Origin of the sequence: Paenibacillus sp. Soil787, assembly GCF_001429545.1 — a bacterium.
In the GTDB taxonomy this organism is placed as follows: domain Bacteria; phylum Bacillota; class Bacilli; order Paenibacillales; family NBRC-103111; genus Paenibacillus_E.
Map to the genome: position 1 here is coordinate 31,868 of NZ_LMSP01000017.1, position 18,829 is coordinate 50,696.

The following is an 18,829-nucleotide window of genomic DNA, read 5'->3' on the forward strand; positions in this document are numbered from 1 at the left end:
AGAATGCTCCAACAACTGTTATTCCTCGCCATGTGCTATGTTCCAAGCATCCCCCCTTTCAATATTTGACGGCCACGATCCTTATTCAATCGCGACCGCCGCATGATTACATCAGATATTCCCTTTCCACAATCGTTTGTGCGAGCTGCAGCCATTTGTTTGAATCCGATTGCCAGTATCGATGGTCGCCTTCGCAAACGTGCACATCGCATATTTTCGCGGTATAACGGCTCCACTCTGACAAATGATCAACTAGCGCATGTTCATCCTTCTTACCTGTAAAAACACTGAACCTAGCACGAAGCGGTTCTCGATTGACCTGACCGCGATATTCCTCCAAAGGCAGGCAACCAATCTCAGATGCATCCCCCTTCATGCCATTCAGTACACCGCGGGGCCTGAGAAGATGCGGGGCGCTGCAGCCAGATAGAAATAAGTGCCGTGGCTCCACAATGCCTTCTGCTTTCAAGCGATGACTGGCCTCAAAGGCAAGCAAGCTGCCCCAGCAGTGGCCGATAAACACATATTCTTCACCAGGCATAACCTGCTGCTTGACGTATTGACAGGTCTCGTTCAGAGCATGCTCCCACAGCTCAGAGGAAACCTCGCGCATGGATAATCGGGCTTGACTCAGTTCAATATGTTGGAACCTAACACGAGCGGGTAATCCTCTGCTCCAAGCAAGGTACGACTTTGTGTGATCTCCACAGTGAGGGAACCCGAACAAAATCACTGCGCTATCACCAGACTTCCTGCCGATTCCTGGACAGTAATGAGCAGATTCTTTTGGCTATTCAAAAAATGACCCGGAAGCAGTTGTTCCACATGATCGACTGGTGAGAATTCCGTTTCTGAATTCGAAACGAAGGATACGCCATCTGGTTGATGTAAAATAAAGGTTATTGGTTGATTATGGCTAAGACTGCCTGACCAGTGCAAGTGAATCTGACCACTGACTCTTTTTGCTGAAATGATCACACGATTGCCTAGGTCATCCTCAAACTCTGCCTGCAGCTCACCCGCAACATAAACCCTGAAACATAAATGCTCATAGCCGTTTACGCTATTGCCCACATGATCGCCAAGTGAATAATTCTCAGCTAGATTGAGCGCAATGACACTATCCTGTTTCTGAAAAACAGGGATCGTTTCCAAAGGTGCAGCAACTTTCATCAGGCAAGGACCTTGGACCTCATCTTGATCGAACAAAGATAACCATGACCCTTCCGGGAAATAAATCTCCTTAGCACCATGACCTTCTTCCGTAACGGGAGCAACCAATAAGCTTTCTCCGAACATATACTCACTAATCATTTCGGTACAATGTGGATCAGCAGGGAATTGAAGGGACATGGCACGCATCATAGGCAGCCCCGTTCGGCTGGTACGAATCGCTTGATCATAGATGTAAGGCAATAAGTTCATCCGAATGTCCGCGTACCTTTTGTATAAATCGATAACAATCGGCTGATTGGTTCGTTCAGCGATGTTCCACGGCGTTCGATCTTGATTGAACTCGCCTTTCGTTTCGGCATGATACTGCATCACTGGGCAAAAAGCGGCCATTTGGGTGGATCTTATAAACAGCTCCGCTGCCGGAATGTCCCCATGAAAGCCACCCAGATCCCAACCCCAGAATGGAATGCCCGACATACTGCTGGATAAACCGGCAATCATCGAAGAGCGGAAGGCTTGGAAGGTCGAACGCTCGTCGCCAGCCCAGTGCATCGGGTACCGCTGCGCTCCGGTGTAGCCCGCCCGGCTAAAGGTAATGCCACCGTCTTTGGCATACTGCTGAATGAAATCATAATAGCTGCCCACATACAAATTCGGATACAAATTGCGCATTTCGCGGCCTGTAGAACCATCATAGAACTGCAGATCGTGACCGAAGACGAATTCGCCGCCATCTGTTTTGAAGCCATCCACACCGATTTCATCTGCGAGATATTGGCGCTTATTAAACCACCATTTCGCTGCTTCCGGGTTCGTAAAGTCAATGATATGACAATCCTTAAACCAGTTATAAGGCAATGTATACGGCTCCCCATCCGCCGTTTTCACACAGTAACCTTGCTCTAACAGAGTAATTTCATCCTGATCGCGCTGGCCGTGAGCCACGCCATACATATGTTTATGAATCGGAATTTGCCATAACAGCACCTTCAAACCCTGCTCATGAAGCTCTTCGACCATCCCCTTCGGATTCGGCCAACGCCCCCATTCAGGGAACTGGAATTCATCATAGTGAAACGGTTGATTACCGTCTTTGACATTGTACTGCGCATCGTTAAAAATATAGAACGTCGCCTCGTCACTCCATTGCTCAATAACTAGCACGGTAGACGGGATCTGATACTTCGCTGTTAACTCAGCCTGTTTCAAAACCTCTGCCTGGGAATCCCAGTTATTGCTGGACATCCAAGGTCCAAACGACCACTTCGGCGGCAATACAGGTTTACCCGATAGATGTGTAAACTGTCCAACCATCGTAAGCGGCTCTTCCGCAAATAAATACGCAACCAACTGTTGACTCACAGGAGATACGTCCGCTTCCACTTCAACAAGATCAGATAAGCGAGTATGAAAGCGGAAAGTTGAATACAGTGCCGTGTCCACGAAGATCGCATACCCGCCGGAAGATATAGCAAAAGGAACCGGCATGTAAGTCTTCAAACCTTGATCCCGGTACTGATTGTACACATATTGGTCGACTTCCTGACCCGAGTACTCATAATGGGAAAAACGTTCCCCCATGCCGAACCAGCGTTGCTCCGGCTTTGTTTTCAAGTTCAAGCGAAGCTTATGCAGGCATCCCGAGCCATCGGTTAAAGCCTCAATAAGCGGCTTCCCTTCGGCGGCGAAGCCTTCCATCAGCACGCCCTCCGCGCTGCGCAGCGCGAGCGCAAGCTTGCCTCCGCGCACCTCAGCTTCCAGCCGTGCGCGTCCAACCGCCAGCGCCGCCCGCTGCGCCGGCGCGCCCTGCAAGCGTTCGACGTCTGCGGCGAACGTCAGCTTAATCGCGCCGCTCTTGTCGGCGCGGAAAGACAGCTGTGCGGTGCGGGTGTCCTCCGCACCGTAAGCCAATTCGACGACGAAGCCATCCGTCGTCTCGTACAGCCCATGGACGCGCTCCAGCGCCGTCCATGTCCGCACTTGAAAGCTGTAAGTCGCTGAATTCAGCGACTTGCTTCCGCTCTGAAGCGCAAAAGCATAGCTGACCTCGTCGCCTGCGAGGTAAGGGCCCAGCTGCGCTTCCCAGACCTTTTCCCCGCCGTCCGTCACTTTCATAACGGCGCTCACGGCTTCGGCCGCCGGAATGCCATTAACGGCGGCCCGCACGGTCACAACCTGACTCACCTGAAAAGGCTGAGTCAGGAGGCGCACAAGCACCGAATCCCCCGCTTCAGGATGACGGGGAAACCGCTCGTAAGGCAGGATAACGTAAGGGTCATCGCAACCCGTCGGTTGATGCACCAGATTGACGCTGTCCAAGCTGTCACTACGGACATCACCTGATACAAGCGCAGCCTGTGAAAGCTCCAACAGTACGCCCCCCCATGTACTGACAGGTGGTTCCCCTGCGTGTTCACGCCAATAAGTAAGCAGTAAAGGCTCTTTGGCTGTAGAAGCATCTACCTCATACAGCTTCGAATCTTCCTTCTGAAGCGTCTCCACATGAGCGAGCAGTTTTTTCGCCCGAACCGTGTCCCCTTTTTTAGCGTAATACCATGCCAACAAGCAGGTCAGGTCAGCTCGCTCACAGCCTCCATAAAAGGTGTCGCTAGCCTTGAATCTTACACCTTTACTAACAAGTGTTTCTTCCAGTTTATACAACGCTTCGATCAAAATACGGTCTTCAATACCCAACATACCGAAAGGAATCGCTGCCGTGATGATATCTCCATGAATCGCTGTATCACCCAATTCGCTAACAACTCGGCCCTCTTTAATGAAACTCGCAAAGACAAGATCTCGAATCGCCTTCAGTAAACGCACACCCCGTTCGCCAACTCCGTTCTGAATATTCGCTTGAACGGCAGCGAAGTACATCGCCAAATGGCTCAAATAAATACCTTCGTTCCCCTGCTGCAGCCAATGAGGCTGCGGTTTCTGCCAATTGCTATCTAGAAGCAAGGTAGTTTCTTCGATAATCCCTTCTATCTCCAATTTGAAATCTTGATCTTCCGTTACCTTGAGATATTCACCGAAAGTCCATATCCGGAGCGCTAGATCCGTTAATGCCAATTCTCCCTTAAATTGATCGCTATTCATCAAACGCAGCACAGGCAATACACGCTCCGCCTCACCACGCTGAATAAGCGCATAACTCAAAAAGGCCATATCTCGAAAAGTGGCAAGCTGCCCTGAGATCGTAATCTGACCTGTTTGTTCATCTAAAAAGTATTTAACATTCTGATTTAAATCTATTGTTTGCACCATAAATCCTCCTACTCCATCCCATGTGTATGAATGAGAAAGGGGCCGTTGCCGCAACAATGCCCCTTCCCTGCCGACTCTATGTCCGCACTACGTTATTTGGTTACTAGTTTTTCAACCTTAGCTTGCGCTTCATTAAGCGCTTTTTCCGCTGTATAATCGGATTTCAATTTCGCTTTATCCAGCTCGTCGCCGATCGCTTTAGTTAAATCGTTCCATTTGTCCGGAATCGGACCAACTGGCGTCAGTACAAGTGAATTCAATGCTTCAAGTACGATTTTCTTCGAAGCTGGCGGCGTTTGCTTGAAATAAGCCTCCATGACTTTTTCATCCGAAACAGCCGGTACACTCCAGCCCTTCTCAATCCGTTTGCTGACAACAGATGGATCGGAGGACATGAATTTGATAAATTTCCAAGCCGCTTCCGCATTTTTCGTTTTATCAGAAACAACAAGGCCATCCGCAAAGAAATGATGCGCTTTTTTCGTATTACCAGGCTCTAATGCAATATCCCATTTGAACGGGGCATCCGCAAAGCGGCCAAAGTTCCAAATTCCGCCACGCAGCATAGCAATCTTACCTGCTTTAAATGCGTTTAAGTCAGCATCTGGCTGGTTGAAAGTATCATCGTTAAGCGCTGGAGACACTTTATACTTTTTCGCTTTATCCAACATCCAGTTCAAGGCTTCAATATTTTCTTTACTGTTTACAGTAGGTTTGCCATCTGCGCTCCAGATGCCTCCGCCGTTCTGAGCAATTGTTTTGTAAAACTCATAGAATTGAATTGGCGAGTAGGTTCCCCATACTCCGCTTTTGGCGTCAGTGAGCTTTTGAGCCGCTTCCAGCTCCTGCTTCCACGTCCAATCCGCCTTCGGATACTCAACTTGCTTTTTGTCAAACAAGTCCTTATTATAGAAAAGAACTACGTCTGAAAAGGACTCTACGACTCCGTATTGCTTCCCGCTATACTTGAAAGAGTCATAGGCAAGACCTTTGTAGATTTCCGGCTTGAACGTCGTGTCCTTCGCAATGATCGGCGTCAAGTCTTTCAGTGTATTTTTGGCTGCATAAGAGACGAAGTTTTCGTAACCAACCTCAAATACGTCAGGTGCATCCCCCGATGCGAGCTGTGTATTGAGCTTCGTATAATAGTTATTGTAGTCGACGATATCCACTTTGACTTTCACGTCTGGGTTGGCCGACTCGAATGCTTTCACCATATCGCCGAGCGTCTGTTCTTGCGAACCGCTTGCGGTATACTGCATGAACTTGAGGGTAACTGGTTCTTTCTTCGTCTCTGGTGTTGCTGCTGCCGTTGCAGCTGCCGTCGGTTCTTGTTTCGGCGTTGACGTAGTTTCTTTTTTCGTATCCGTTCCACACCCCGCAGCTGCAAGAGAAACAACCACACTTAACGCAACGACCCAACCCGTTTTTTTAGTAACCATCTTTAAACCCTCTCTTCTTTTGAATTTTCTTCAGTTAACTTACCATTGTCGTTTCCAATTCAATCACATACGTCCCAAACGACCTCCATCACCCCTCTCATTATCCTTTAACGCCACTCATGGTCATTCCCTTAATGAAGTATTTCGATGCGAACAAAAACACAATGAAAATCGGTATAAAGCTGATCACATTACCCGCCATCAAAATGTTCCACTCCGTCGCCCATCTGCCCTGCAGCTTGCTTAGTCCAATCGGAAGTGTCATCAACTCCTTATCGCTCGTAATAATTAGCGGCCATAAAAAATTGTTCCACGAAGCCATGAAAGCAAAAATGGCTAGTGTTGCAAGAGCAGGTTTACTAAGCGGAAGAATGATGCTCACAAACACCCTCACATAAGTAGCTCCATCCATTCTTGCCGCCTCAATCAACGGATCAGGAATGGTCATGATGTGTTGTCGAAGCAGGAAAGTCCCGTAAGCACTGAAGATTCCTGGCAAAATGAGACCGAGATATGTATTCGTCAGGTGCAGTTTTTGAAACACGATAAAGAGCGGCGTCATCGTCACCTGCATAGGAATCATCATCGTGATCAAATAGAGAACGAAAAGAGTTTCCCTGCCTCGAAACGGTATTTTAGCAAAAACAAATGCAGCCATCGCACACACAACGATCTGAGCTGCCGTCGTCACTAAAGAAACGCCTACACTGTTGCCCAAAAAGCGATAAATCGGAAAGTATTTCGTAATCTCGACGTAGTTGCTGAATCTAAACGTATCGGGAATTAAATTCGGCGGCATTCTGACGACTTCCAAGTTATCCTTAAAGGAACCCGACAGCATCCAGACGAAAGGAAACATGAGAATGATAGCCGCCACAATCAATATGAAATGTGAAAGCAAGTTCCGATACGGCATATATTTATCTGTCATAGGTAACCCACCTTTTCTGGAGCTGCTGCTGAACGATGGTGACGGCGAAAATAATGACGAATAAGATCCATGACTGCGCAGAGGCAAAGCCCATTTTATAGCTTTGAAAAGCATTCCCATAAATTTGCTGCACAAGTGTGCTCGTTTGCCCTGCCGGACCGCCGCCTGTCATAACTAGCACTTGATCAAAAAGCTGGAAGCCATTAATGAGTGATATGACAAGTACGAAAAAGATACTAGGCGTAAGCAGTGGCAGCGTTACACGGAAAAACTGCCCAAACCCTCCTGCGCCATCAATCGTCGCCGCTTCGTAATAATCGTCCGAAATATCCTGCAGCCCCGCAAGAAGTATGACGGTCACATAGCCAATATCCTTCCATACACTAACCGCGATAATGGAGGGCATCGCCCATACAAAATCCTGCAGCCATACAGGTCCTTGAATTCCAATTAGTGACAGCAAGTAATTAATGAGTCCGCTCTGACCATTCAGCAGCCAGCGCCATACGATGGAAACAGCTACCCACGAGGTGATGACTGGTACAAAGATGAAGATCCGATAAAGCTTAATACCTCTTAGCTTCCTATTCAGTAAAACCGCGAACAATAAACCAAAAGCAAGAACAGAGGGCAAGTAACCAAGAATGTACTGAAGAATGTTCATCAATGATGTAAGCGTTTTCTCGTCCTGCAAAGCTTCGGTGTAATTATCCAGCCCAACGAACTTCGCCGGGGTTAACAAATCCCAATTCGTAAAGGAGATGACCGCAGATGAAAGCATCGGGATGAGTTGGAACAGAAACAAACCCGCTAAACTTGGTAATAAAAATCCGATAATAACAACTGCTTTGGAAAATCTCTTTTGTCCGACCATGACGTTCTCCTTTTCCGGTTTCTACGAGTTAATTATTCCTTGGCTTTAACTGTTGCTCTCTCCACAATCGTTAGCGGCAGCATAATTTCATTCGCTTCTTGCTCCACACCGCCTTGAATCATGTTGATGAGATGTTCGGCCGCAATAGCGCCTTTTTCAGTTATATTTTGCCGGATTGTTGTGAGTGGCGGGATAAACATCTTCGACATCGTGATATCATCAAAGCCAATGACGGAGATGTCTTCCGGAACTCTTTTCCCCAAGTCCACCAAGCTCCGAATCGCCCCAAATGCAACCATATCCCCCGTAGCAAATACAGCTGTGATCTCGGGAAACTTGTTTGCGATGAGCTGTCCTGCAGCCATACCATGCTCATAACTCATGGAATCTTCAAACACATAGTCCGGATTATAAAAGAAATTCGCTTCACGAATCGCACGTTTGTAGCCCAGAAAACGCTTCTCGACAACACCGTCTTTACGAATCGCTCCAGTCACAAGTCCAATGCTGGAGTGGCCTTTATCAATCAGATACTTCGTAGCCAAATATCCGCCGTATTCGTCATCAATGCCGATTCGCTTGAAGTAGCTATCGTTAATGTAACTATCAATAAGGACAATCGGAATATTAATTTTCTTAAAACCGTCATAAAACTGTTCCGGATAAATACCCATCATAATGGCACCATCCAGATTACGTTGAACGGATAAATCCAGATAACTTTCCCCTTGGTTAACGCCAGATAACAAGAGGTGGTACCCATACTCACGAAGCTTGCCCTCAATGCCGCTTATCATTTCGCTGTAGAAAGGGTTTTCAAGGATAAGCTGCTTGTGGGATTCTGTCTGTGGAATCACGATGCCAATCAGCTTGGATTGGTTTTTGACTAAACTTCTCGCCGAGAAATCAGGTATGTAGTTTAAGGTTTCAATAATTTTCTTTATGCGCTCGATCGTCTCATTGGAGACTTTATCCGTTCTGCCGTTTAATGCATAGGACACTGCGGCTGCTGAAACACCTGCGACTTTAGCCACATCTTTAATTGTTGGTTTCTTCATTCCTCAACCCTCTTTAGTTACACGTTTAACTAGATTATAAGATACAATTGCCCATATTACAATATGATAGCGCTATCTTTTTACAATTAAATTGATTTATCAGTTATGCGTTTAACTAAATTATTTTTGATGTCTATTTTGAAATAGGTTACCAAGGAACACGGCTTTCGCCGTCTTCGGGAGAGAGTTTTTATAAATGTTGATGCAAAGTAGGCTACAACACGCGAGACCATATGCTTTTGCTTGTCCGCGTGTTGTTGCACTTTGTGCTACATTCACTAACGAAGCATCATGTCACTATCCTTTATTTCACTCAGCATTAGCAAAGTCTATAGCAATCCATATAAAATAAGGAGTAAGCTCAAGCCCCCTAACCCAAATAAATTAACTTTCTTAAATAAAGCTAAAAAATAGCCGTATGCTCCGGAAATGAATTTTCAGAGAATGCGGCGTGTACTTCACAACCTGATAAATGGATAATTCACTTAAAGTTAAGCAAAATTACAATAGGATTTTTTGAAAGAAGCACTACCTTGTGCGCTAGCGCTCTGTGGCGACAGATCCGACGACCTTGAGCACAATTTTTGTGCGCTAGCGTCCGGTGGCGACAGATCCGACAACCTTGAGCACAATTTTTGTACGCTAGCGTCTGGTAGCGACGGATCCGAAGACCTTGAGCACAATTTTTGTGCGCTAGCGTCTGGTAGCGACGGATCCGACAACCTTGAGCACAATTTTTGTACGCTAGCGTCCGGTGGCGACAGATCCGACGACCTTGAGCACAATTTTTGTGCGCTAGTATTCCTTCTCTCCATATTACCAAACCAAATAAATTAGAAAAGGAGTATCCTCATGCTCTACCTCGAAACTTATACTTTACAAGGATGAACGACTCCGTCGTCCTTCAGGGACGAGCGCGTTTGTCAAGACTGATGACGCGAAGAGTAATAAAGCTTATACTTTCTGCCCTGAAGATTAATATTTTCATTCATCAGCGGTGCCGCAACGCGGCATGGAAGTCTTATCTACTGACAAATGAAAAATACATCTATTTACAATAAATCAAATAAAAGGGCACAAAAAAGACCCCAATCCTACTATAATTGTAGAATTGGAGGCCTCTGCTACATGATAGAAAATTTGTAGATGGATGTCTCCCTGTAAATTTGACCTGGAAGCAATTCGGTGCTAGGGAAATTTGGATGATTCGGAGAATCAGGGTAATGTTGAGTCTCCAGACAGAGCCCACCGTACTTTTTATATACGCTCCCTCCTTTTCCGATATCACTTCCATCTAGGTTATTACCTGAATAAAACTGAATGGCGGGCTGCGTTGTATAAACCTCCATCATGCGGCCTGAATTCGGTTCATACACCCTCGCTGCCAACCCCATTGAAGTTCCGGTCTGATTCAAAACATAATTGAAATCATAACCATTTCTTGCATATTTCATTTGCGGGTCTTGGCTATGAATCCGGGCGCCGATAGTCATTGGATTACGAAAGTCGAGCGGTGTACCTGCGACACTCCTCACTTCGCCTGTCGGGATGAGACCTTCCTTGATCGGAGTAAACCGGTCTGCATTAATCATAACGATATGACCAAGAATATCCCCGTTACCTGCGCCTGCTAGGTTGTAGTAGTTATGCTGGGAAAGGTTCACAACAGTCCTTTTATCCGTCGTGGCCGTGTAATCCATCCTCAATTCATTATCGTTCGTCAGGGTATATACAAGTTTTACCGCAAGATTTCCCGGAAACCCTTCTTCTCCATCTTTACTCACATAATACATAGCGAGTCCGACAGAGTCATCATGATAGACTTCCTCCGCTGCCCAAACTTTTTTGTTAAATCCCTTTTTCCCGCCGTGAAGTGTATTGTGATCTTCATTTACGGATAGCTGATAGCTCACACCGTCAAGTGTGAAGCGGCCGTTTGCGATGCGATTGGCGTACCGGCCGAGGGCAGTCCCGAAATAGGGCTTATTTCCTGTACGTATAAAATCTTCCAGCGTCCCATAGCCAAGAAGGACATCTTCCAGATTTCCATTTCGATCCGGTACCTTGAGGGTCAGCATAATAGCACCGTAATTCATAATTGCGGCTTGCATGCCGTTCTTATTCGTTAAGGTGTACAGATAAATGGGCTCGCCTTCTGGAGTTTTGCCGAAATATTGACTAGAGATACTGCCGGGAGCCGCTTTCCCTTGATCGGGCAAGGGAAACTCTCCTCTGTTTATTTTCTCAAGCGGCAGCATGTGTCCATAAACAGGTTCAGCTCCGTGAGGCGACGCTGCCCAACGTACAGCGTTCGCTATAACTCTCAAAACGTCTTTGTTATGGTACGTTGGATACTCTTCGTGTCCTGGTCGGAAGTAAAAAATTTTCCCTAGTCCGCGTTGATACCCACATCCGCTGCGGAATACTTCCCCGCCCTGAAACCAACTGATGAAAATAAGTTCTTCCGGTGCTGGGATATCAAAAAATTCACCGTACATCTCTTCCGTTTGCAGTTCGATATATTCGCCGATTCCTTCGGTTATCGGATGAGAAGGGTCGACAACCCACAGTCTTTCCCGCTCGGCATCTGTTCGCCACTTCAGATCACACGTAGTCCCCATCAATTTCTTGAAAATTTTCGATCGATGTGCGGAATGAAGGACGATGAGCCCCATGCCTTGCAGCACTCTTGCCTGAATCCTCTCGACAATCTCATCGGCCACCTGCTCATGTGCAACGTGCCCCCACCAGATCAAAACGTCTGTATGTTTAAGCACCTCTTTCGATAGTCCATGCTCCGGTTGATCCAATGTTGCCGTTCGAATTTGGAATCCGTACGGTCCAATGCCTGCAGCAATTTGTTGATGAATGCCATTAGGATAAATGCGTGTTACTTGCGGGTCCGCTCGCTCATGAATAAATTCATTCCAAATCGTTACCTGTATGGGTTTCATCTCGAATGTCGGACCGCTTCCTATCCTTACTTTCATCGATTGATCCCTCCATTCTAATAAGAAATATTGGTGACTCTTATGCAAAAACGACTTATCCCGATCATTCATTCATAGAGGCAACGTCATTAACATAGTTATGTTGAGCATATATTTGATTTAAAAGGGAAGTGATTCTATTGAGAATATACGTTGCCGATCAGGAAGATACCCTTCTTACCATTTCACATAAATATCAGATCGGATTATTGCATATGATGTCAGCGAATCCGCAGATTGACCATCCTGATAAGATCATCGCGGGAGAGCGCGTCAATCTTCCTTCCCCAACCATGGCGGAAGCCGAAAACAGAATCTTTGGTGAATTTTGCCCGCCTGTACCTGAACCGGATTTTCTTCGCGATTGGATTCCACACATTTCCGCTGAACAGATGGCGGAAACGGAGTACGATGTGCTCATTGTTGGCACAGGAGCGGGAGGAGGAGCTGCTCTCTGGCGATTGGCCGAACAGTGGGGGAACAATGGTAAACGGATTGGGATCATCGAACGAGGAGAAATTTACTCGCCTACCCATGTAGCAAATATAGCTACAATAAATGGAGATAACTTTAGAATTTTGAGACCTTATCAAATAACCGATCCGATTGGAGATAAACTCCCGCAATTTCCCGGTGCGAAGCTGATTTATGCTTTAGGGGGAAGAACCTTGCTTTGGGGAGCGATCACCCCCCGAATGCCTGCTCACGTAATAGCAAAATGGCCTGTTTCCGTTCAAGAGATGGAATTGTATTACAGTATTGCCGAAGAAATTATGAGTGTTACGCGTTCCTATGCTAAGGATTCATCAATTACCCAAATTCTTCTGAGAAGGCTTCAGGAAAACGGATACTACGATGCAGACTATATTCCAGTCGCCGCTGATCTGGATCAAACCCGTTTCGGAAAAATTCATTCGAACGTTTTTTTCAGTACGATTCTTTTACTGGCCCGGGCATTGGCCCTTCGTCCTTTTGACCTTGCCGTTAATACCTATGCCGCAGAAGTCGTTACGGATGGCGGAAAAGCAGCCGGAGTTCGTGTGATGACCCCGGATAAGAAATCCTATTTTATTAGGGCCAAAACAGTCGTCCTATCGGCAAGCTCCTTACAAACCCCGCGAATCTTGCTCAACTCAAGGATTCCTGGAAAAGCAATCGGCCATTATTTGGTTAATCACTCGTACATGATCGCCACCGCAAGCGTGAATACCAAAGGTTTCTCCGAGCCATTAGGCGTATTGGGAATACTCATTCCGGAGCATATGGGTCACCCCTATCAGCTGCAGCTTCAAGGTCCTGAGCAATTTTTTGACTATCAGTACGAAAAAAAGCCGATCAAGGACGAATGGAAAATCAGCTTTTACGGCGCTTCCGGCGAGGTAGAATCGCGTTACGAAAACAGAGTCTTTATTGATCCTAAGAGGGTCGATTACTACGGGATGCCAGAGTTGCAAGTCGTTTTCTCGTATAGCGAAAAGGATGAAGCAATTATTAGGCAGATGTCTGCCGCCTTACTGCAGGCTTCCTCAGCTATGCACGTAGACATAGCCACGATGAACGGTGCTCCCGCCCTTTGCTTAATGCCGATCGGAACAGATAATCACGAGTCTGGAACATGCCGGATGGGCGATGACCCGAACACTTCGGCAACGAATCGGTATGGACAAATTCATGGTGTACCTGGCCTATATATTGCCGATGCCAGCGTCATCCCCATTATTGGAGCGACCAATCCTACCTTGACAACCGCTGCTCTGGCAATCCGGACGGCAGATTATATCATCAAACAGCTTGAATAATCGTGATCAAAACGCTAAATACTCTCCACCATTGACATGAAGGGTTATCCCCACGGCATAGCTGGAATCATCGGATGCCAGGTATAAATAGGCCGGCGCAAGTTCAAATGTCTGACACGGCCTTGCGATGGGATTATCGCTGCCAAACGTCATATACATCTCTGGAGGAAGTGATGCAGGAATGAGTGGGGTCCATGTTCTACCGGGAGCGACAGCGTTAACTCGGATTCCTCTTTTGAGAAGAGATAACGCTAGCGACCGGGTAAAGGCACTAACCGCTCCCTTGGTCGCTGAATAATCGATTAATTGTTCAAAGCCAACCATTGACGTAACAGAGCTTGTGTTTATTATCGTGCTTCCCGGCCTTAAGTAGGGAACGACTGCTTTGGCAAAATAAACGAATGAGAAGAAATTAGTTCGAAATGTACGCTCCAGCTGCTCGGCAGTAATATGTTCAATACTGCTCTGAACATGCTGTTCGGCTGCATTATTGATCAAAATATCAATGCGCCCGAATTCGGATATAGCCCTCCCCACGGCCTCGCGGCAAAAGTCTTCATAACCGATATCCCCTGCAATCGTCAAACACCTTCGGCCTATCTGCTCGACTCTGGCTTTCGTTTCCGCGGCATCTCCATGCTCATTGAGATAGACGACGACGATATCCGCGCCCTCCTTGGCAAACAAATAGACGATTGCACGCCCTATGCCGCTATCCCCGACTGTAATAATGGCCACTTTGCCCTGCAACTTTCCGGTTCCGATATGATTGATATTCTCAGAAATGGGTCTTGGAATCATAATGGATTCAATTCCTGGCTGCTGAGGTTGATATTGTAAAGGAGCCTGAATGGGTAAATCCTCAAACTTCGTTACTTTACCGTAGTTTGAAAACATGATCGTTCCTCCATCTTTTGTTACTTTCAAAGTATTCTACGGAACACAAATAGGTGATTGCCCAAAAGATTTTAACTGTCATTACCTTTCCTGAGAATTACTTTTCAATATTATGGCAAAAATAATACAATCATCAGGGAAGGGTGGCTCCTATGAACTTTTTCAGACGGCTTGTTCAAAGTCGTAATCGCGACAAGATCATTGAGCAAAACGACTCCTACGATCTTTTGTCCAAATCGCGAACCTCGAATCAAGATGAATCTCCCAACTTGGGTGTCTCAACGATATCTACTCATTTGCCGGACAACCTGCAGAAGATAAAGGATGTCTTCGAGAATTGCAGCGACTTTAGCATCATTCAATGGCAGTATGGTCCCGAGTTGAGTAATTCCGCATTTTCCATTTATTTCGATTCGCTCCTTCAAAAAAAAGATCATAATTACTTCAGAGAAGCGCTTCAAGACCAAGTTATGCACTTGCTTGGACCCGGAACGACGGTTATGCCAGAGGATGTGATCTTCTTTTTCAACAACAAAGGCGCCTCTTCCGACTCCGCTCTGCTGATCAAAGATTTCGATGAGGTGGTAAAAAATGTACTTAAAGGCAATATTGTCATCTTCTTCGACCAGTGGAACACAGCGCTCGGTTTCAAGGCTATTGGCCTGGAAACCAGACAAGTCACGGAATCAGTCACCGAACCGGTCGTTCAAGGACCCCGTGAAAGCACCGTTGAAAATTTATCAAAAAATTTAGGGATGCTCCGTTTACGTTTAAAGACAGCAAATTTAAAAATAATATCCTTGCCAACGACAGGACAAACGCAAACGAACGTTGCATACGGTTATTTGGAGGGCACCGTCAATCCCGAAATGTTAGCCGAATTTCAAAGAAGAGTGGCAAAGCTTCAGAACAAAGAGATATTGGAAACCTCATACATCGAAGAAGTCATTGAGGATTCCGCGTACTCTCCTTTTCCTCAATACCGTTACACCGAAAGAACGGATGTCGCTGTTGCTTCCTTACTGGAAGGAAAAATTGTCGTTTTGGTTGACGGTACAGGATCCATCCTGATCTGCCCAGGTTTGTTAGTCGAGCTCCTTCAATCGAGCGAAGATTATTATCAAAGAACAGTTGTTGCAAGCCTTATCCGTATCTTGCGCATGTTTGCCTTGTTTATTGCCGTTGGCCTGCCCAGCGTATATATTGCTTTTTCCACTTATCATCCGGAATTAATTCCTACCGTTCTCCTGCTTGCCGTCGTCAATTCCCGTGAAGGGATTCCATTCCCTGCTGTCATTGAAGCATTCATCATGGAATTTTTTTTCGAACTGCTTCGGGAGGCCGGGATTCGTCTGCCGCGTCCAGTCGGTTCTGCGGTGAGCATCGTCGGAGCGCTTGTTATCGGTGAAGCGGCCATCAATGCTGGCATCGCATCACCAATCATGGTGATCATCGTTGCATTAACCGGCATTGCATCCTTTGCCATACCCCAATACAACTTTGCCATTTCGCTGCGTATTATCAGATTTCCAGTCATGCTGTTCGCAGCTGTTATGGGCATATTCGGTATCTTGATCGCTTTCATGCTTATTTGGCTGCATTTGGCGAATTTACGTTCTTTAGGTCAGCCTTATTTAAGCCCTCTTGGGCCTTTTTTACCACGACAAATGAAGGATGTAGTAATACGCGCGCCACTAGGCATTTTAATGCGCTCACCGAAAAATCGCCATGCACGTAAGCCTTCGAAATAAAATGCAATAATCAGGAGAGAACAGATCATGTTCAGACAGATGAGGATGAGCTTAAGCTTATCGGCACTTTTCGTATTGACGGGATGCTGGGATCGGGCCGAGCTTCCAGAAAAAGGTTTTGTTATGGGAATTGCCATAGATCAAGCCAAAGGCGGGAAAATTTCACTGACTACACAAGTATTCAAGCCAACCCAAGGGGTCGGTTCAATAGGCGGCAAATCACCCACTGTATCATTCGCCAATATTACGACAATCGACAGTACACTTCCCAGGGCCATTCGCGATATTCCCATTAATCTCGGTCGTAAAACCCAATGGAGCCACACCCGCCTGATTATAATTGGAGAAAAGCTGGCTCGCGAACGGGAGATATTCAGTTTGCTCGAAATTTTTTTTCGAGATCACGAACCTCGTCTAACGATTTCCATCATGATTGCGGAGGGAAGAGCGGACAAATATTTGAGTATGAAACCTTACATCGAAAATACGATAAGCCAACAATTATTTCAAAGCGAAAAAGCGTCTGCTTCCAATAGCGCAAAAACAATAGATACCAATCTACTGAAAATGGGTAAGCAAATGAAAAGCGAGGTTGGCAATGCCATGATTCCCTATCTGTATTTATCCAAAGATAAAACGACGGTCACGAATGTAGCCGGAGTCGCCTTGCTTAAAGCTGGGAAATTAACAGGAACAATGGAACCAGCAAAGGTTGAAAGCTTACAAATGCTGTTGAACACATATAAAAGCGGAATTCTTGACATTCCTTGTAATAATCCATCCAAGCAAAATCAGAAGGTTGAAGCTGTAGAAATAGTATCCTTAAAAAGCAAATGGCAACCTGCCTCACTCGAAAAGCTTCCTCTGAAAGTTCGTGCAAAGCTCAACATACAAGTAGCTCTCATGGAATTAAGCTGCTCCAAGTTGGAAACGGTAGATGAAGAAAAAAAGTTCGCCCAAAAAGTTGCAGCGACGATTAAACAGCGAATTACAGAAACAACCAATTGGTTAAAAAAAAACAAATTCGATGCCTTGGGATTGGGCAACAAAGTGTATAAGAAAAATCCGCAATTGTGGAAGCAATGGAAACCAAAATGGGATGACCGATTTGCAGAAAGTGAGTTCGATATCGAGGTTGATGTCAAGGTCATTAACAGTGGAACCACAGTCGGTAAACCTATTTTCAAAAAATAGAGGGGACCGAAAAAAAGATGGGAAAATTGTTAGTACTGTTGGTGATTTATACGCTCATTTCGATCGCGGACATGCCGAGACTAAAAAAGCTGGATCGCCGCGAGATCTTTGCTTACTCGGCCATGCTGATGCTTTCGGCTTATCTAGGTATCACTTATTCATTTAACCTGAGTTGGCCGTTTCTTGAGGACTTCGCTGCAGCACTCATCGGTGAGCCTGCTCGTCGCATCATCGAGTTCTTAAAAGTTCCCTCTTAATCAATCGAGAATCCGTAGTCATGGGGGTGCAATAGATGAAAGTTAAGGAGCAAATCAGCTCATCGCAAATGTCCGTTATATTTTTTTCATTCATGACGGGATCAGCCATCGTAAACATCCCAGGACCGTTAATCGGTTACGCCAAAAACGGAGCATGGATTTCCCTTTTACTGTCCATGTCTGTTGGCATACTCCTCCTATCCTGCATCCTGTATTTGCATCGGCAATTTCCCGACCTGACTTTCATTGAATACAGCAGGACTTTGCTTGGGAATTGGGTTACGATTCTTTTAGCTATTCCTTTCATTTCGTTTCAATTTCACATGTCCTCCGGAATCGTCCTGGATATCGGTTTATTTATGACCAGTTCAATGATGCGGCAAACTCCGTTGTATCTGTTTGAATTCTCGGTATTTGTGGTTATTGCTCTTACGGTACGTTCAGGGATAGAAACGATAGCTCGCATGATCTTTGCTCCTATGATTGCCGTCCTCTTCTTCGTCATTCTCATTCTTATATTGTCTATCAACAATTATGAGATAGATAGTTTATTTCCCATCATGCCGGACGGCATCAAACCAGTGCTTCTTGGCGCTTATTTCTCATACGGGTTTCCCTATGTCGAGCTTACACTAATGGCTATGATTCTTCCTTACGTTCGCAAGGACGAGCAAACACATCTAAAGAAAGGCATGTTTCTTGCCTTGCTTTTAAACGGTTTTTTTTTAATCGCCGTGACGGTCGCCACGATTATGGTGTTTGGTCCAATGGCTGGTGAGCGAAAGTATTCAATGTTTGAGGTTGCACGAATCATCGACCTGCTGGAAGTCATTCAAAGGATAGAATCCATCATTGGGATCTCTTTGATTATGACCGGTTTTTTGAAGGCTACGATTACGTTGTTTATTTTGAATTTAACATTTACAAAATTGTTCAAGCTTCAGGACGATCGTATCTTGGTATTTCCTCTCGCGTTGAGCTGCTACCTTTTTTCTCTGCTTCAAATTAATAAAGGATCAGCCCATTGGATTTATGCCGTATCGGTCATTCATCCGTTATGGGCCACTTATGCTTACTTACTGCCTTTGCTTTTAGTTACTACGGTTGCAGTCATAAGGAAAAAACAATTAAATAAGACTAACTGACATCTTTCAAATGTTGAAAAAGCTGTTCGAGCACTCTGACTATCCTGT

13 protein-coding genes and 1 pseudogene are annotated in these 18,829 nt (G+C 45.8%); 5 read left to right on the top strand and 9 right to left on the bottom strand.

Features of this window, described 5'->3' with window-relative positions; genetic code table 11:
• Positions 1-106: 106 nt before the first annotated feature.
• The 8 genes and pseudogenes from ASG93_RS17685 to ASG93_RS36405 form a co-directional block, all read right to left on the bottom strand.
• The gene (locus ASG93_RS17685; RefSeq protein ID WP_056833867.1) at positions 107-733 is read right to left on the bottom strand and encodes a thioesterase II family protein; all 627 of its coding nucleotides are present in this window, start codon (positions 731-733) and stop codon (positions 107-109) included.
• Positions 730-4,443, bottom strand: a complete 3,714-nt coding sequence (locus ASG93_RS17690) for a TIM-barrel domain-containing protein (protein WP_056833868.1) — start codon at positions 4,441-4,443, stop codon at positions 730-732. Before ASG93_RS17690 ends, ASG93_RS17685 begins: the two co-directional genes overlap by 4 nt.
• 92 nt (positions 4,444-4,535) lie before the next feature.
• The gene (locus ASG93_RS17695; protein ID WP_056833869.1) at positions 4,536-5,885 is read right to left on the bottom strand and encodes an ABC transporter substrate-binding protein; all 1,350 of its coding nucleotides are present in this window, start codon (positions 5,883-5,885) and stop codon (positions 4,536-4,538) included.
• A gap of 100 nt (positions 5,886-5,985) precedes the next feature.
• The gene (locus tag ASG93_RS17700) at positions 5,986-6,816 is read right to left on the bottom strand and encodes a carbohydrate ABC transporter permease (protein WP_056833870.1); all 831 of its coding nucleotides are present in this window, start codon (positions 6,814-6,816) and stop codon (positions 5,986-5,988) included.
• Entirely contained in the window at positions 6,806-7,690 is an 885-nt protein-coding gene (locus ASG93_RS17705; protein ID WP_056833871.1) for a carbohydrate ABC transporter permease, read from the bottom strand. The genes ASG93_RS17700 and ASG93_RS17705 overlap by 11 nt, the downstream gene beginning before the upstream one ends.
• A 32-nt stretch (positions 7,691-7,722) precedes the next feature.
• Complete coding sequence (locus ASG93_RS17710; RefSeq protein ID WP_056833872.1) at positions 7,723-8,748, bottom strand: LacI family DNA-binding transcriptional regulator; 1,026 nt, start codon at positions 8,746-8,748, stop codon at positions 7,723-7,725.
• Positions 8,749-9,872: 1,124 nt separating this feature from the next.
• Positions 9,873-11,006 (bottom strand): aldose epimerase family protein, encoded by a 1,134-nt coding sequence (locus ASG93_RS36400; RefSeq protein WP_082614949.1) that lies wholly within the window; start codon positions 11,004-11,006, stop codon positions 9,873-9,875.
• A pseudogene (locus ASG93_RS36405) lies at positions 10,986-11,738 on the bottom strand (ThuA domain-containing protein); the annotation flags it as partial. The pseudogene ASG93_RS36405 and the gene ASG93_RS36400, both read right to left, overlap by 21 nt.
• Before the next feature lie 131 nt (positions 11,739-11,869).
• On the opposite strand from ASG93_RS36405, the gene ASG93_RS17725 reads away from it, so the two are divergent.
• Positions 11,870-13,537, top strand: a complete 1,668-nt coding sequence (locus tag ASG93_RS17725; protein WP_321166690.1) for a GMC family oxidoreductase — start codon at positions 11,870-11,872, stop codon at positions 13,535-13,537.
• A gap of 6 nt (positions 13,538-13,543) precedes the next feature.
• On the opposite strand, the gene ASG93_RS17730 is transcribed toward ASG93_RS17725, so the two are convergent.
• Positions 13,544-14,434 (bottom strand): SDR family oxidoreductase, encoded by an 891-nt coding sequence (locus ASG93_RS17730; protein ID WP_056833873.1) that lies wholly within the window; start codon positions 14,432-14,434, stop codon positions 13,544-13,546.
• Positions 14,435-14,586: 152 nt separating this feature from the next.
• On the opposite strand from ASG93_RS17730, the gene ASG93_RS17735 reads away from it, so the two are divergent.
• The 4 genes from ASG93_RS17735 to ASG93_RS17750 are packed head-to-tail and all read left to right on the top strand — an operon-like array spanning position 14,587 to position 18,781.
• Positions 14,587-16,185 (top strand): spore germination protein, encoded by a 1,599-nt coding sequence (locus ASG93_RS17735; protein WP_082614947.1) that lies wholly within the window; start codon positions 14,587-14,589, stop codon positions 16,183-16,185.
• A 27-nt stretch (positions 16,186-16,212) separates the two neighbouring features.
• On the top strand, positions 16,213-17,379 hold the full coding sequence (locus ASG93_RS17740; protein WP_056833874.1) for a Ger(x)C family spore germination protein: 1,167 nt from the start codon (positions 16,213-16,215) through the stop codon (positions 17,377-17,379).
• A gap of 17 nt (positions 17,380-17,396) precedes the next feature.
• A complete protein-coding gene (locus ASG93_RS17745) occupies positions 17,397-17,636 on the top strand; it encodes a hypothetical protein (protein ID WP_056833875.1) in 240 nt (79 codons plus the stop codon).
• 35 nt (positions 17,637-17,671) lie between these two features.
• The gene (locus ASG93_RS17750) at positions 17,672-18,781 is read left to right on the top strand and encodes a GerAB/ArcD/ProY family transporter (protein WP_056833876.1); all 1,110 of its coding nucleotides are present in this window, start codon (positions 17,672-17,674) and stop codon (positions 18,779-18,781) included.
• Positions 18,782-18,829: the final 48 nt, after the last annotated feature.